The organism is Glaesserella parasuis (assembly GCF_017352235.1).
Lineage (GTDB): Bacteria > Pseudomonadota > Gammaproteobacteria > Enterobacterales > Pasteurellaceae > Glaesserella > Glaesserella parasuis.
This window is the reverse complement of record NZ_CP071487.1, coordinates 2,192,240-2,206,004: the sequence shown is the minus strand read 5'-3', so window position 1 is coordinate 2,206,004 and position 13,765 is coordinate 2,192,240. Positions and strand designations below refer to the sequence as shown.

The 13,765-nt window shown below is 41.1% G+C and carries 11 protein-coding genes and 2 pseudogenes; 4 read left to right on the top strand and 9 right to left on the bottom strand.

Going from position 1 to position 13,765, the window contains the following annotated elements:
* Window positions 1–54: 54 nt before the first annotated feature.
* Window positions 55–1,044 (top strand): galactose-1-epimerase, encoded by a 990-nt coding sequence (locus tag J1G47_RS11100; RefSeq protein WP_075592726.1) that lies wholly within the window; start codon window positions 55–57, stop codon window positions 1,042–1,044.
* Window positions 1,045–1,776: a copper homeostasis protein CutC gene (locus J1G47_RS11095; RefSeq protein ID WP_207326641.1), complete on the top strand. Its 732-nt coding sequence runs from the start codon at window positions 1,045–1,047 to the stop codon at window positions 1,774–1,776. It begins immediately after the preceding gene.
* 161 nt (window positions 1,777–1,937) lie between these two features.
* Here J1G47_RS11095 and J1G47_RS11090 read toward each other — a convergent pair whose 3' ends face one another.
* Window positions 1,938–2,861 carry an aminoimidazole riboside kinase gene (locus tag J1G47_RS11090; protein WP_010786521.1) on the bottom strand — a complete coding sequence of 308 codons (924 nt, stop codon included), beginning with the start codon at window positions 2,859–2,861 and terminating at the stop codon, window positions 1,938–1,940.
* 146 nt (window positions 2,862–3,007) lie between these two features.
* Window positions 3,008–3,238, bottom strand: a complete 231-nt coding sequence (acpP, locus tag J1G47_RS11085) for an acyl carrier protein (protein ID WP_006249478.1) — start codon at window positions 3,236–3,238, stop codon at window positions 3,008–3,010.
* A gap of 353 nt (window positions 3,239–3,591) precedes the next feature.
* Here acpP and proS point away from each other — a divergent pair, with 353 nt between their 5' ends.
* The gene (gene proS, locus J1G47_RS11080; protein WP_005713523.1) at window positions 3,592–5,307 is read left to right on the top strand and encodes a proline--tRNA ligase; all 1,716 of its coding nucleotides are present in this window, start codon (window positions 3,592–3,594) and stop codon (window positions 5,305–5,307) included.
* A 407-nt stretch (window positions 5,308–5,714) separates the two neighbouring features.
* Window positions 5,715–9,344, top strand: a complete 3,630-nt coding sequence (locus tag J1G47_RS11075) for a S8 family serine peptidase (RefSeq protein ID WP_207326640.1) — start codon at window positions 5,715–5,717, stop codon at window positions 9,342–9,344.
* Window positions 9,345–9,386: 42 nt separating this feature from the next.
* Here the strand turns inward: J1G47_RS11075 and J1G47_RS11070 are convergent, their stop codons facing one another.
* From J1G47_RS11070 to J1G47_RS11040, 7 genes and pseudogenes are all read right to left on the bottom strand, one after another.
* On the bottom strand, window positions 9,387–9,770 hold the full coding sequence (locus J1G47_RS11070; protein WP_234923272.1) for an ISAs1 family transposase: 384 nt from the start codon (window positions 9,768–9,770) through the stop codon (window positions 9,387–9,389).
* A 43-nt stretch (window positions 9,771–9,813) separates the two neighbouring features.
* Window positions 9,814–10,599 carry an IS3 family transposase gene (locus J1G47_RS11065; RefSeq protein WP_081378211.1) on the bottom strand — a complete coding sequence of 262 codons (786 nt, stop codon included), beginning with the start codon at window positions 10,597–10,599 and terminating at the stop codon, window positions 9,814–9,816.
* Between the two features lie 38 nt (window positions 10,600–10,637).
* On the bottom strand, window positions 10,638–10,961 hold the full coding sequence (locus J1G47_RS11060; RefSeq protein WP_075592781.1) for a transposase: 324 nt from the start codon (window positions 10,959–10,961) through the stop codon (window positions 10,638–10,640).
* Between the two features lie 52 nt (window positions 10,962–11,013).
* Window positions 11,014–12,280: pseudogene (tilS, locus tag J1G47_RS11055) on the bottom strand (tRNA lysidine(34) synthetase TilS).
* Between the two features lie 6 nt (window positions 12,281–12,286).
* On the bottom strand, window positions 12,287–13,147 hold the full coding sequence (gene pdxY / locus J1G47_RS11050) for a pyridoxal kinase PdxY (protein WP_005713507.1): 861 nt from the start codon (window positions 13,145–13,147) through the stop codon (window positions 12,287–12,289).
* 110 nt (window positions 13,148–13,257) lie between these two features.
* Window positions 13,258–13,566 (bottom strand): annotated as a pseudogene (locus J1G47_RS11045) (acetyl-CoA carboxylase carboxyl transferase subunit alpha); the annotation flags it as partial.
* A gap of 15 nt (window positions 13,567–13,581) precedes the next feature.
* The gene (locus J1G47_RS11040) at window positions 13,582–13,734 is read right to left on the bottom strand and encodes a hypothetical protein (RefSeq protein ID WP_015939880.1); all 153 of its coding nucleotides are present in this window, start codon (window positions 13,732–13,734) and stop codon (window positions 13,582–13,584) included.
* Window positions 13,735–13,765 lie beyond the last annotated feature (31 nt).

The window sequence follows — 13,765 nt, the reverse complement described above, 5'->3', positions numbered from 1 at the left end:
ATCATTTCTCTCGCCCGCTTGCGGGAGAGGGGAAGCAACATAAAGAGAGCAAATATGAAAATTTATACCCTTGAAAACGATCATCTCAAAATCACTCTATCTGACTTTGGTGCATCTTGGCTTTCTTGCGTAGTTAAATTGCCAAATGAACAACGAGAAGTATTAGTAACCACCACGTCTGAACGTTGGCAAGAGCAATCAGCCTATTTCGGTGCAACGGTAGGGCGTTATGCCAACCGCATTGCAAATGGCACCTTTGAGCTTAATGGGCAAAAGTTTATTTTGGCAAAAAATAATGGCGAAAATAATTTACACGGAGGGGAAATCGGGGCGGATAAATGTGTGTGGCAGGTGCAATCGGCAGATGAACAAGCGGTCACTTTTCACAAAATTTTCGCCAATGGTGAAGAAGGCTTTGGCGGTGAAGTAACAGCAACTATCGTTTATCGTTTGAACGGTAATCAACTTGAGATTGAATTTAATGCGGTAAGCTCTCAAGATACACCGCTCTGCTTTACCAACCACGCCTATTTCAATCTTTCTAATGAACCGACCATTCATCAACATAGCCTACAACTCAATGCGGAGAAATACCTTCCTGTCGGTGCTAATGGCATTCCGAACGCCCCATTAAAAGCTGTTGAAGGAACAAGTTTTGATTTCCGCACGGCAAAAATGATCGGTCAAGATTTACTGGCTGATACCGATCAACAAGCTGTTAAAGGTTATGACCACGCTTTTTTACTTGCAAAATCTTGCCAAGATCTGACCGCTTGTCAGGCCGATGCTGTTTTAACTTATGATAATCTTCGCCTTGAACTTAGTACCAGCAAACCTGCATTGCAAGTCTATACAGGGAACTGGCTGGGCGGACAGCCTAATTTGACGGGCGGAAGCTATCCTGATTATGCAGGGGTCGCCCTAGAACCTGAGTTTTTCCCTGATACTCCAAACCACCCAGAATGGTGGCACTATGGCGGAATCAGCAAAGCAAACGAGTCTTATCAACATCATATTCATTATCGCTTTATCGTGGGGGAATAAATGAAAGTTGAGATCTGTGTCGATAATCTAGAGTCGGTCATCACTGCAAATCAATTTCCGATTGACCGTATTGAACTATGTTCTGCTCTTGCGGTTGGCGGCTTAACACCGAATCTAGGCTTTATTCAGCAGGCTCAACACATTTCGACTATTCCCCTAGCCTTGATGACCCGCCCCCGTGCGGGTGATTTTCTGTATAGCGAAGATGAAATTCAGATAATGCTCAACGATATTGCAACTGCCAAGCAGCTTGGCATACAAGCGGTCGTTTTTGGGGCGTTATCTGCAAATGGTGAGATTGATTTAGCAACAACAGAACTATTAGTTAAGGCTTCACAAGGTATGGAGATCACCTTTCACAGAGCCTTTGATCTCTGTAAAGATCCCATTACTGCTCTTGAACAACTTATCGACTTAGGTTGTCATCGTATTTTGACATCAGGACAGGCTGCAACTGCTTTTGATGGGATTCCTGTTATTCAGCAGTTAGTCAAACAAGCGAATGGGCGTATTCAAGTAATGGCTGGCTGTGGGGTCAATGCAGATAATGTTAAACAAATCATTGAACAAACCAAGGTGCCTGAAATTCATTTTTCAGCCAAAGGGCAACGTCAAAGTCTAATGGATTCAATAAGTTCGGCAAGAATGGGAACTTCATCACAGGATAATGTGTTAGACATTGCCGATTCACAAAAAATTAAAGGGATTTTGAAATATATATCGTTGTTGTAGTGGGGGAAGAGCCAAAAGAAAGCCCCTGCATTATTGGCGCATTAGACCTTTGCTAAAGGTTTGTAAGAATGGCTCTTCATCATATCTTCGCCTACCTTTTGGGGGTACAACCCAGTAAAGGTAAATTATATTTGGGTTGTACAATAGGAGAATCAAATCGATTATTTTAAAAACGCCTCTAACTCAGCCTTATTTGGCAGAGCAGACATAGCCCCTTTTGCTGTTGTTGCTAAAGCACCAGACGCATTCGCCTTGCGGATCACTTCAACTAATACCGCATCACTCTCTTTCCAGTTTGACACTTGCGATAAACCAGCTAACAAACCGCTCACAAAGGCATCGCCAGCCCCAGTGGTATCTACTGGTTTTAAGGCTTTACTGGCAACAACTTGGCTCTTACCGTTTAAGTGATAAATCGCCCCATCTTTACCTAAAGTGATAATAATCAGCTTCTCTGGATAAAGTGAAGTAACCTCTTTCGTTGCATCCTCAAGATTTGTCGTATTAGTCAATAAGGTCAATTCTTCTTCAGAGAATTTCAACACGTCTGCCATTGCCACGACACTATTCACCACTTTTTTCATTTCATCAAGGCTTGACCAAAGTGATTCACGCAAATTTGGATCAAACGACACAAATCCGCCCGCTTGTTTGACACGACGAATAGCTTCAATCGTAGTAGAACGTGAAGGATCATTGATTAACGCAATCGAACAGCAGTGTAACCATTCGCCCTGTTGGAAATTTGGCAGATCATTGACCTCTAAGAACTGATCTGCACTCGGATTGACCATAAAGGTAAAACTACGCTCACCTTGATCCAACCCAACGATTACCGTCGAAGTACGTTGTTGTGGATCAAGTATCATCTGCTCGGTTGAAACCTTTTCTGCTTGCAAGGTTTGTTGCATAAACTTACCCAGTGGGTCATTGCCCACACGCCCGATAAATCCAGCCTCAACCCCTAAACGAGAAACACCGACTGCAACATTCGCTGGCGCACCGCCAGCACAACGCAAATAATGATTGTCGCCATCCGGAATTAAATCGACAACGGCATCACCTAACACCCAAATTCTGCTCATAAATTAACCTTTCAAAGTCTAAAAATAATCTTGTGCATAGTAGCTAAAACGGTTTAGTTTTGCAATTTAAGAACGGATATATTTAGAGAAAAAATAAGAGGCAGAAAAAAAAGCGACTTGTAAAAGTCGCTTTTTCTAAATGGAGATTATTGATTGTTTTGAACGTAATCAATCGCAGATTGAACAGTAGTGATTTTTTCTGCTTCTTCATCTGGAATTTCGATATCGAATTCTTCTTCTAAAGCCATCACTAACTCAACAGTGTCAAGAGAGTCTGCACCTAAATCTTCAATGAAAGAAGCTTCTGGTTTTACATCTTCTGCTTTTGCACCAAGTTGATCAACGATAATTTTTTTTACGCGTTCTTCAATGCTCATTTTTTGTTTCCTATGTGTATAAATTTGCTAAGTGCGAGAGTTGAATAGTGTAAAGGAAAATTTGCTAAATTCAAGCCTTTTAATACAAGTCGAACCAGCCTTTGTTTTCCACAACACCAGAACTAAGTTTCGCTATCGGTTAGCGAAAAATTTAGGTAATTCTAACATTATGCTCAGGGATTATCCATAGTGGATTTTTGATCGAGTCGGCATTTCTCTGAAATTACCTAAAACAAGCGGTCAGATTTTAGGATTTTTTTACAATTTGCAAAATTCTTTGCCGATCTGACCGCTTTTTGATTTAAAATACCTCCCGTTTCGTTTTATAGAATTGATACAAATAGGATAAATAAATGCGTACAAGTCAATATCTCTTTTCAACCTTGAAAGAAACCCCGAACGACGCTCAAGTCGTTAGCCATCAGTTAATGTTGCGTGCTGGTATGATCCGACCGCTTGCATCAGGTATGTATAACTGGTTGCCGACTGGGTTGCGTGTGTTGAAAAAAGTGGAAAATATTATTCGTGAAGAGATGAATAAAAGCGGTGCTTTAGAAGTGGAAATGCCCGTGGTGCAACCAGCGGATTTGTGGGTTGAGTCTGAACGTTGGGAAGATTATGGCCCTGAGTTACTGCGTTTTAAAGATCGTGGCGATCGCCCGTTTGTATTAGGCCCGACCCACGAAGAGGTGATTACGGATTTAGTGCGTCGTGAAGTGAGTTCATATAAACAACTTCCGTTAAATCTATATCAAATCCAAACCAAATTCCGTGATGAAGTGCGTCCACGTTTTGGGGTAATGCGTGGGCGTGAGTTTTTAATGAAAGACGCTTACTCGTTCCATACCAGCAAAGAGTCGCTTCAAGAAACCTACGATGTGATGCACCAAACCTATAGCAATATTTTCACTCGTTTAGGCTTGGATTTCCGTCCTGTTGCAGCGGACACGGGGTCTATCGGCGGTTCGGCATCACACGAATTTCAGGTGTTAGCTCAAAGCGGTGAAGATGATGTGGTGTTCTCAACCGAGTCAGATTATGCGGCAAATATCGAGCTTGCAGAAGCGATTGCTGTCGGCGAGCGTCAAGCCCCAACGGCAGAGATGACCCTTGTAGATACGCCAAATGCAAAAACCATTGCAGAACTCGTTGAACAGTTCAATCTACCGATTGAAAAAACGGTGAAAACCTTGATTGTTAAAGGTGCAAGCGAAGAACAGCCGTTAGTGGCATTAGTGATCCGTGGCGATCACGAACTCAATGAAATCAAAGCGGTGAAATGCGAAGAAGTGGCGGAGCCGTTTGAATTTGCTGATGAAGCAGAAATTAAAGCGAAAATCGGTGCGGGCATCGGTTCGTTAGGCCCTGTGAATATGCCAATTCCAGTGATTATCGACAGAAGTGTGGCATTAATGAGCGACTTTGGTGCAGGGGCAAATATTGACGGTAAACACTACTTCAATATCAACTGGGAACGTGATGTTGCTTTACCAAAAATTGCGGATTTGCGTAATGTGGTAGAAGGCGATCCAAGCCCGGACGGTAAAGGTACGCTGTTAATCAAACGTGGTATTGAAGTAGGGCATATTTTCCAACTTGGCACAAAATATTCTGAAGCGATGAAAGCGACAGTGCAAGGGGAAGATGGTCGTCCGCAAACAATGATTATGGGCTGTTATGGTATCGGTGTTACTCGTGTTGTTGCCGCAGCCATTGAACAGCACCACGATGAACGCGGAATTATTTGGCCGACCGATGCGATTGCCCCGTTCACTGTTGCGGTTGTACCGATGAATATGCACAAGTCTGAAAGTGTCCAAACCTTTGCAGAAGATCTGTATAAAACCTTACGTTCACAAGGCGTTGATGTGATTTTCGACGACCGTAAAGAACGCCCAGGTGTGATGTTTGCCGATATGGAACTGATCGGTGTGCCACATATGCTGGTCATCGGTGAGAAAAATCTTGAAAATGGAGAAATTGAGTATAAAAACCGCCGTACAGGTGAGAAACAGATGATTGCCAAAGATCAGTTGTTGGATTTCTTAAAAGGACGGATTAACCAATAACAGCCGTTCTAATTTCCAACATAGATACAATGCATCTCGATTTTTATGAGGTTACGAAATTGAGATGCAGAACCTGCCACAGTAGACAAATAGATGTATAAGTATCATTACGTCTTAATGTCGTCATTTTTGTTTTTGACTAAATTTTTAGAATAATCATCCAATATTTGATTTAGCAAGAAAAAGATTACACAATATACGAATACAATATGTTAAATATTAATAGGTATTAGCCAGTTGACAGACTTTTCTATGTTTTCAAGTGAGTTGAGAGTAGGATTGTCAACATTATAAATAACGAAACAGAGTGAATGTAGGTATCCGCCGATACGAATTAAGATTTTTGTTGGGTCGAGTACACGCAGTGTGCCCTACATAAAACAATATTCATTTTTTAGGAGACAAATATGAAAAAGTTTCTTTTTCCTTTGCAATGCTGTGCTGTGTTATCAAGCCCTAGCCTTTTTGCCAGTGATCTTTTTGTGACCCTTGAAAAATCGTATAACATCATAAACTTACAAAAAGCCAAAGAGCAGAACCCTGCTATTGATGGTAGTAATGTGGTGGTTGGTGTTGTTGATTCTTTATTCAATCCAGAACACCCTAGCTTACAGGGAAAAGCCATTGAAATCGGTGGTTATAAAAATTTTGATGATATTTATAAAAATGATGCAGGTAGTATCGGTTCAGCACAAAAAGATAACGCCACATTTCGACACGGCACACACGTTGCAGGGATTTTGCTTGGTAAGAATTTGGGTAGAACTTTCAGTATTGAAGGTGATGGCGATCCTTATGGTGTTGCCCCTAATGCAAAATTTTATGGAGCTGCGTTTAAAGAAAGCTCAAATTTTAATTATTGGGGCTTAAATCTATTTGATTTTTTCAGTAAAGATCCAAAATTACACATCGTCAATCATAGTTGGGGCTATAAGGTTTTTCCTTATGAACAAAATATCTCTAACTATGAACAAGCCTTAAAAACCGTAGAAAGCAATGATCCTTACAATGGTTATAACAACAAAAATGAAGTAGAGCGGATAGTTAAACTTGCCAAAGAACGCAAAGTATTAAATGTGTTTGGTTCAGGCAATGATGGGAAAAATAGTGCGTCTTTGTTTGAACTTTTACCTCGTTATGATGAAGATATTCGCTCATTTATTGCAGTGGGAATGTTAGATGCTGATGGTATAGATATTGCCTCTGACGGCAAAATTATTATCAAAGAAAAACGAGTAAATCAGCTTTCTTCAGGTGGAGAAAGGACCTTGACTTTACAAGGTATCCACAAATATTCCAACGGCTTTTTAGGTTCTCAGGCTTATTCCCTAATGGCACCTGGTAGTAAAATTGATTCGGCAAATGCCCTTTTTGATGTGCATAATAAGTTAGGTCGACAACAGCAAGAGGAATTTATTCCTTTAACTGGCACAAGCCAAGCCGCTCCGATGGTTAGCGGTGCAGCTGCTCTTGTCGCTCAAAAATTCCCATTCTTAAATGGCAAACAGATCGCCGATGTGCTGTTATCTACCGCAAATCAAAATTACACCTTGCCTAAGGTGATTATCAAACAGAAACCAAACTATGATGCATTTAGTGTCATCTATATTGATCAGGATATACCGAAAGACGAGGCTCAAATCAGGCAAGATATAGCGGAACTTGGATATAGCGATACGCCTGATAAAGATAAAGTTACACTCAATAAAATCTTAACCAACAAAACGCTCTATAGCCTAAAACGCGAAGATTTAATGGGGCAAGGCATACTTGATGTACAAAAAGCCTTAAACGGCGTAGCGACACTTGATGCAAACCGCCTAAATTTAGGTGATATTCAAAGCCCAACAGGGAAAACTGAAGCCTATTATGTGATTGATACCCAAGGGAAAAATGGCGAATTTACTAACAATATCGAGCAAAAAATGTGGGACGACAACCTACATCTTGCCACAGCAAAAAATTCCCCGGCAGAACAAATGCGAGGATTGAATGTTGGATTTATCAAACAAGGGCAAGGACAGCTTTCCTTCAGCGGTAGCAACAGCTATAAAGGGGCAACCTTGGTACGTGGTGGAGAGCTACGCCTAAACAGTGGCTCAGCACTTAGCGAAAGTTCAGTATTTGTGGAACAAGACGGGACTCTAAGCGGAAGCGGTACGATTGCCAACAATTTAGACAATAAAGGCACTGTTATTGCTGGCAGTGATGATATTGCGACATTAACGGTCGGAAAAAACTATACTCATCACGGCACAGCTAAACTGGTGTTAAATTTCAACACTCAAGGAAATTCAAAGCTAGTTGCACAAAATTACGACATTAAAGGCGGAAAATTACTTTATCGTCCTTTAAGCGGTCAGTTTTATGCCGCAGGGCAGAAAGTGCAAATTGATTTAGGCTCATTAGCAAATAGCCTTAATCGTTTTGAGAGCGTGGAAATTCTAAGTAATGGCTCAACGGAATTTAAAATAGCGGATTTTAAACTCGCTTCAAATCACACGGTAATTAATGATGATACGATTGAAGAAAAGCCTGTTACTGAACCTCAGCCTAGCGATACCGCCAAAGAAGAAAGCTCTTCTGAAGCAGCTTCAACGGAGCAACTAAACACAGAAGCTCAGCCTAGTGATAACGTAACGGAAGAAAGCACTTCTGAAACAGTTTCAACGGAGCAACCAAATACGGAAGTTCAGCCTAGTGATAACGTAACGGAAGAAAGTACTTCTGAAACAGCTTCAACGGAACAACCAAATACGGAAGTTAAGCCTAATGATACGGCAAAAGAAGAAAGTAGCTCTGAAACCGTATCAACAGAACAGCTGAACAACATAGAAAAAGAGAAGGAAAAAGCTGAAGCAATACCTGCTCAAGAAGGGACACTTATCGCTGAAGTTAAGGTTAAAAAAGAGGCTTTTCATATTCCAAATAGTGATGTCGGTGAAGCGGTTTATACTGCAAGAACATCTACAGAACTCAGCCAAGCGTATCAAGATTTCTTTGTGAAACTGGATAATACCGCAAATAGACAAGCCGTGTTAAACAGCATTGCTGAAGATCATTTGCCTGATATGCTCAACGACAGCACTATCAAAACCACCCACTTTGCTCAACAAAATCTACTGTTTAGCTTAACCCCAAACTATTTTGTTCAGCGTTTCAATACCAACGGAATAAAAAAATTAGTGGGTGGCGAAGATCTGTTTTTGTCTAAATTAGCCAAAAATAATTTGGCACAGGAAAAATATATGTTCTACCTGACACCAAGCTATCACATCACCCAAGCGGATAAGTTTAGAGCTAATTCACACGGATTGCGTATGGGGGTAGCGACAAATATCGACAATAAACAACAGCTTGCAATGAGCCTAAATTATGAAAGGGGCAAAGGCACTTTCCATTCTGCGAATGCTCGTTCAAAGGTATTTAATGTCGCATTGAATTATGTATCGCATTTTGACCATTTCAAACTACTAAGTGGTATAAATTGGGGTGGCTCGCAAAACCGCTACGAAAAACAGATTGTGGGAGAAAGAGAAAATATCGCAGGCTCTTATCAAAACCGCTTTGCGAGTGCACAGTTAGGCGTTGCCAAATCCTATAAACGAGAGAACTTTACGCTATTGCCACTGACTTATTTCAACTATGATTTTGTACATCAAAATGCATTTAATGAAAGCGGTCGGATTTTTACAAAATCATACGACAGCGTGAATTATCACTCAACGGCTATGGGGGCAGGGCTTTTATTAAACTATGCAACCACATTAGACAATGCCCAAATTCAGTTCAATTCGTATGCGATCTATCAACATAGATTAAGCGGTAGAAATTATCGTAACAACGCCAAATTTAGCGAGATAGCAAACAGCCACTTCACGCAAACATATAGACTAAATCCATCTCTTTTGACCTTAGGTTTAAGCTCACAAGTAAATTTTAGCAATGGCTTTTTTGCTCAGCTGGCATTAGAGAGTGCGCTTACGCCAAATCAAAAAACAAGAAATATTTTAGCAACCTTAGGATATCAATTTTAGTGTAATAGGCAGGGCAACCGCATATGTTGTCCATTTTTCAACCTACACGCCGAGCAACAGCTCATCTCGAAATTCATCTGACCAACCAGCAGTGGTCAATTTCCCTTTCATACTCTGCTTTTTCGGGTGTAATCGAGCCAAGTTCAACGCTAATCGACGCAAAATTGCCAGATTTTCCGCACCCCATTCATCGGTCACAGCACATTCGTCTTCTTTATAGACCACATCTAGCACCCAATGGGCTTTGTTTTCCACTTCCCAATGCCCTCGCACACACTTCGCCAATATTTGAATATCAACATCCAAACTACTGATATAAAAGACTTTTTCTTGCGATTCTTTGCCATTATCTGACCGCTTGCGACACACCTCCAACACCGATTTTATCCCCTTCCATTCCTCCGCTTTGCTCAGCCAATCACTCACTTTCAGCTTACGGTAGTAACGCTCATCAATTTGTAGTGATCAACTAATTCAACAGTCCCCGATAAGTTTTTTCAGCTGAAATCGGGAGCAAACCTTGATTATAGCTATGTGGGCGAATGTGGTTGTAGTACATCACATAATCTTTTACATCGTTGACCGCACTTTCAAAATCAACATAACCACCATATGTCATCCACTCATATTTAAAACTTCTAAACCAACGCTCCATCGGTGCATTATCCCAGCAGTTGCCCCGTCGGCTCATACTTTGCGTTAGCTTGTGTTTTTGCACACACTGGGTAAATTGCTTACTCCCATAAATACTGCCTTGGTCTGAGTGAAACAGCATTGTTTTCGTACGTTTAGTCTGCAACATCGCGTGATTTAACGCATCGACAACCAATTGTGCATCGTGGTGTCGACTCAATTTCCAACCAACAACTTGACGGTTTAACAGGTTAATCACTACCGCTAAATAGCACCAAACACCATTGACTTTAATGTACGTCGTATCGCCACAAAGCACCGTCGTTTGTGCATCAGGCGTAAATTCTCGGTTCAAGTGATTAGCAAAAACTTGCCCTATTTCTTTATTTCGGTTATGCCATTTTTGTGGTTGTTTGCTAAATAATCCCTGTTGAATCATTAGGTTGCGAATCAACCGCAAACTAGCTCGAATTCCCTTTTGTCTCAAACCTGATTGAACAGTTCGCTTGCCGGCAGATTGACGACTTGCCTCAAAAATGACCTTGATTTCAATCGCAAGTGCGGTGTGTTTTTCGACCGCTTGTCGCCGTTTCAAACGCGCATAATAGGCACTTTCTGACACACCAAATAAGGCACATAAACGCTTAATGCCGTGCGATTTTAACGTCGTGACCGCTTGGTATCATTGCTCTCGAGAGACATTAAAATCGCCGTAGCCTTTTTTAGGATTTCTTTATCCTCTTCCAGCTCTTTGATACGGTTTTCTAACTCTCGAATGCGTTGTTGTTCAGGACTGATTGGCTTTGAACCCAGCAACACATAGCCCTGACATTCAGCTTGAACTTGACTTAGCCGGCGACGCAACGCTGTTTCACCGATGTCTAGCTCTTTGCAAGCTTGTGTAATAGAATATTTACGCTCGGTAATCAATTTTACCGCTTCGGCTTTAAATTCCGCGCTAAAGGTTCTTCTAGGTCTTCGCATTTTTATATCCTCATGTTTGGTTAAATTTTACCACTTATTGAGGACTGCGGGATTAGTGTACCACTACACATTGAAGTTCATCGCCATAAAAAATTAAAGGCGTGCGTTGGCGTAACCAATAGGGGACGTTATGTTGTTGCCACAGTTTTTTGATGTCTTGATGAATACCATGGTGGAGAACCGTTCCCGAATAGCGAAAAGCAAGATGGATAGGTTTTTGTGTTGGCGGAAGGAGAACTATGTAATCTTGCCATTTTGCAATCCATTCATTAGATTGCGTTTTAATTATAAATTTGCCCAAATTATCCAGTAAATCAATGGATTGGTTTAAGTATATCGGCAAAACAAGATGGCTGATATCTTGATAAATTGGTGTGATGTGTAAGTGCTGGCGATAGCGACGAATCAGCTTGTCGCCCAATTTAAATTCTGGATAACGATCGGCTTGGGCGAAGATCACATCCTGAATAATTTGTGCCAATTGTTTGCTTGAGGGCATGGGTAAATCGCAATTGGCCAACCACAAACGCAGTAACGCTTTTTGTTTTGGTATAGAAAAATGCGCAAATTGGCTAATGTCAAAAGTGTGGTCATTTTTTTGATATTTTTGTAATTCTTGTGCCAGTAATTCGTTTAACAATTGCTGTTGTTCTAAGCAATGTTGCGTGCTGTGCTGTACGGCTTGGTCAAAATGTGCCCAGCGTTGTCACAAGTGGGGCAAAATTTGATGGCGCAAGAAGTTGCGGTCATAACGGTTATCTTGATTGCTTTCATCTTCGATCCAAGGCAAATTTTCGCTATTAACATATTCTTCCAGTTCGGTACGCGTGAATTGGAGCAGTGGGCGAAAAATCGGCACAGAAAAGACCGCACTTTGCATCGGCATAGCGGACAAGCCTTGCACGCCGCTGCCACGTTTTAGTGCGAGAAAAAAAGGTTTCTGTTTGATCTTGCTGATGATGGGCGGTCGTCAAAATATGATCTGCACGCATATAACGACGAATGGCTTGGTAACGCGCTTCGCGAGCACCCGCTTCAACGCCTAAACGTCGATCGACTTGGACTTTTTCCACGATCAGTGGAACGGACAATTGGCGACAAAGGTGTTGACAATGTGTCATCCAATGATCGGCGTTTGGGCTTAAACCGTGATGAATATGGATGGCACTGAGGGAAAAGTGCGGTCGTTTTTGACAGAATTTTGTCAATAAAGAGAGCAATGCGGTGGAATCAAGTCCACCGCTAAAACCGACGAGAAAATGTGTTTGTGTCGGTTGATGTTGGCTAACGATATGCTCAAATTTTGCAAAAATATCCATGCTATATTAAGCAATTTTTACCGCTTGATAATGGCTGCGCGGATTAACGATAAATTCTCTAGCCGCGATAATTTGTAGCTCGTAAAGCCCAGAATCATGAGTTATTTGCATCACTTCATTCACTGCATTGGCGGTATGTTCAAAAGCTTCAATATCGGATTTTCCGTTTAACAAATTCGCCATAAACAATCCGGCAGTTAAATCGCCCACGCCAACGGGATCTTTAGCAAAAGTATGTAACGGGCGACTAATGTGCCAAATGCCTTCTTGATTGGCGAGTAGCATTTCAAATTTAGTCGGATCTTGTCCAACTTTACTCAAATGTTTAACCAACACTTTTTTTGGGCCTTGAGCTAGAATTACTTTAACTGCTTCAATTGCTTGGGAAAAATTATCAACAGTTAAACCACTTAATTCACGTAATTCAACTAAATTTGGTGTAATAATATCTGCCGCTTTCATGGCAATTTTAACCAAACCTTCTTTTACACCATCTGCTACGATACAACCCTTATCTGGATGTCCCATAACTGGATCACAGAGGTAAACCGCATTTGGATTGCGTTGTTTAACATAGTTAACCGCATTAACAATTTCTTCGACTTGATCAGCTGAACCGATATAGCCAGAAATGATCGCATCGCAGCGATGTAATTCGCCAATTTCATCAATACCACGCACGATTTCGCCGATTTGTTCTTTGGGTAGCACCATACCAGTCCATTTGGCATATTGCGTATGGTTGGAGAATTGGACGGTATTCAAAGCCCATACATCCACTCCGAGCAGTTGCATTGGAAAGGTTGCGGATTTATTACCCGCATAACCATACACGACGTGAGATTGAATAGAAATCAGGTTTTTCATATGAACTCCTTTTTAATAATAAATATCTTTTTTATAACGTTAAAAGAGCGGTCAAAATAACCTCTCTTTTTAACAAATCATTTGATTAACAATAACCGTAGCTCATCAAACAAGCCGCCGATAATCGCTTTATCATCAGCAAAGGCTCGATCACCGGCAAGTTCTTCAAAATCGGTAAAAATGTGTTCAATGTAATCCAAGGTGTAAGGGCGGTTTGGATGACGCGCCATGCGGGAAACTTGCCAAGCGTCTAAATTTGCAAAGGTTTTTTGTGTTAATTCCACACTTTTCTTTTGCAAGCGTGCAATTTCATCATCAAGATTAATTTTATCGTCTTGTTCGGCGACAGAACGTAGCGATTCAATTTTGGCTTCCAATTCTGCAATAGGTAATTCAAAATCTAAGTATTCTTGGCTCATTTGTTCTTCCTAATATTAAATTCGCACCAAATTGTACCGCACTTTAGCAAGATTTTCGGCAAGGTGCAAATTGAAATGCATTGTATGCGATCTTGCCCTGACCGCTTGTAAGTGAGTTGATGTAAATAGGTTGTTCATTACAGCAAAAAAGCCGATAATACACGACATTTTTTAGATTTTCTGATGATAAATTCGTGGG

Coding starts and splice junctions, on each gene's coding strand:
- J1G47_RS11095 (WP_207326641.1), top strand. CDS start 1,045: ATGAAAGTTGAGATCTGTGTCGATAATCTAGAGTCGGTCATCACTGCA.
- J1G47_RS11040 (WP_015939880.1), bottom strand. CDS start 13,734: ATGTCGTGTATTATCGGCTTTTTTGCTGTAATGAACAACCTATTTACA.
- J1G47_RS11060 (WP_075592781.1), bottom strand. CDS start 10,961: ATGCGAAGACCTAGAAGAACCTTTAGCGCGGAATTTAAAGCCGAAGCG.
- proS (WP_005713523.1), top strand. CDS start 3,592: ATGCGTACAAGTCAATATCTCTTTTCAACCTTGAAAGAAACCCCGAAC.
- pdxY (WP_005713507.1), bottom strand. CDS start 13,147: ATGAAAAACCTGATTTCTATTCAATCTCACGTCGTGTATGGTTATGCG.
- J1G47_RS11100 (WP_075592726.1), top strand. CDS start 55: ATGAAAATTTATACCCTTGAAAACGATCATCTCAAAATCACTCTATCT.
- J1G47_RS11090 (WP_010786521.1), bottom strand. CDS start 2,861: ATGAGCAGAATTTGGGTGTTAGGTGATGCCGTTGTCGATTTAATTCCG.
- J1G47_RS11075 (WP_207326640.1), top strand. CDS start 5,715: ATGAAAAAGTTTCTTTTTCCTTTGCAATGCTGTGCTGTGTTATCAAGC.
- acpP (WP_006249478.1), bottom strand. CDS start 3,238: ATGAGCATTGAAGAACGCGTAAAAAAAATTATCGTTGATCAACTTGGT.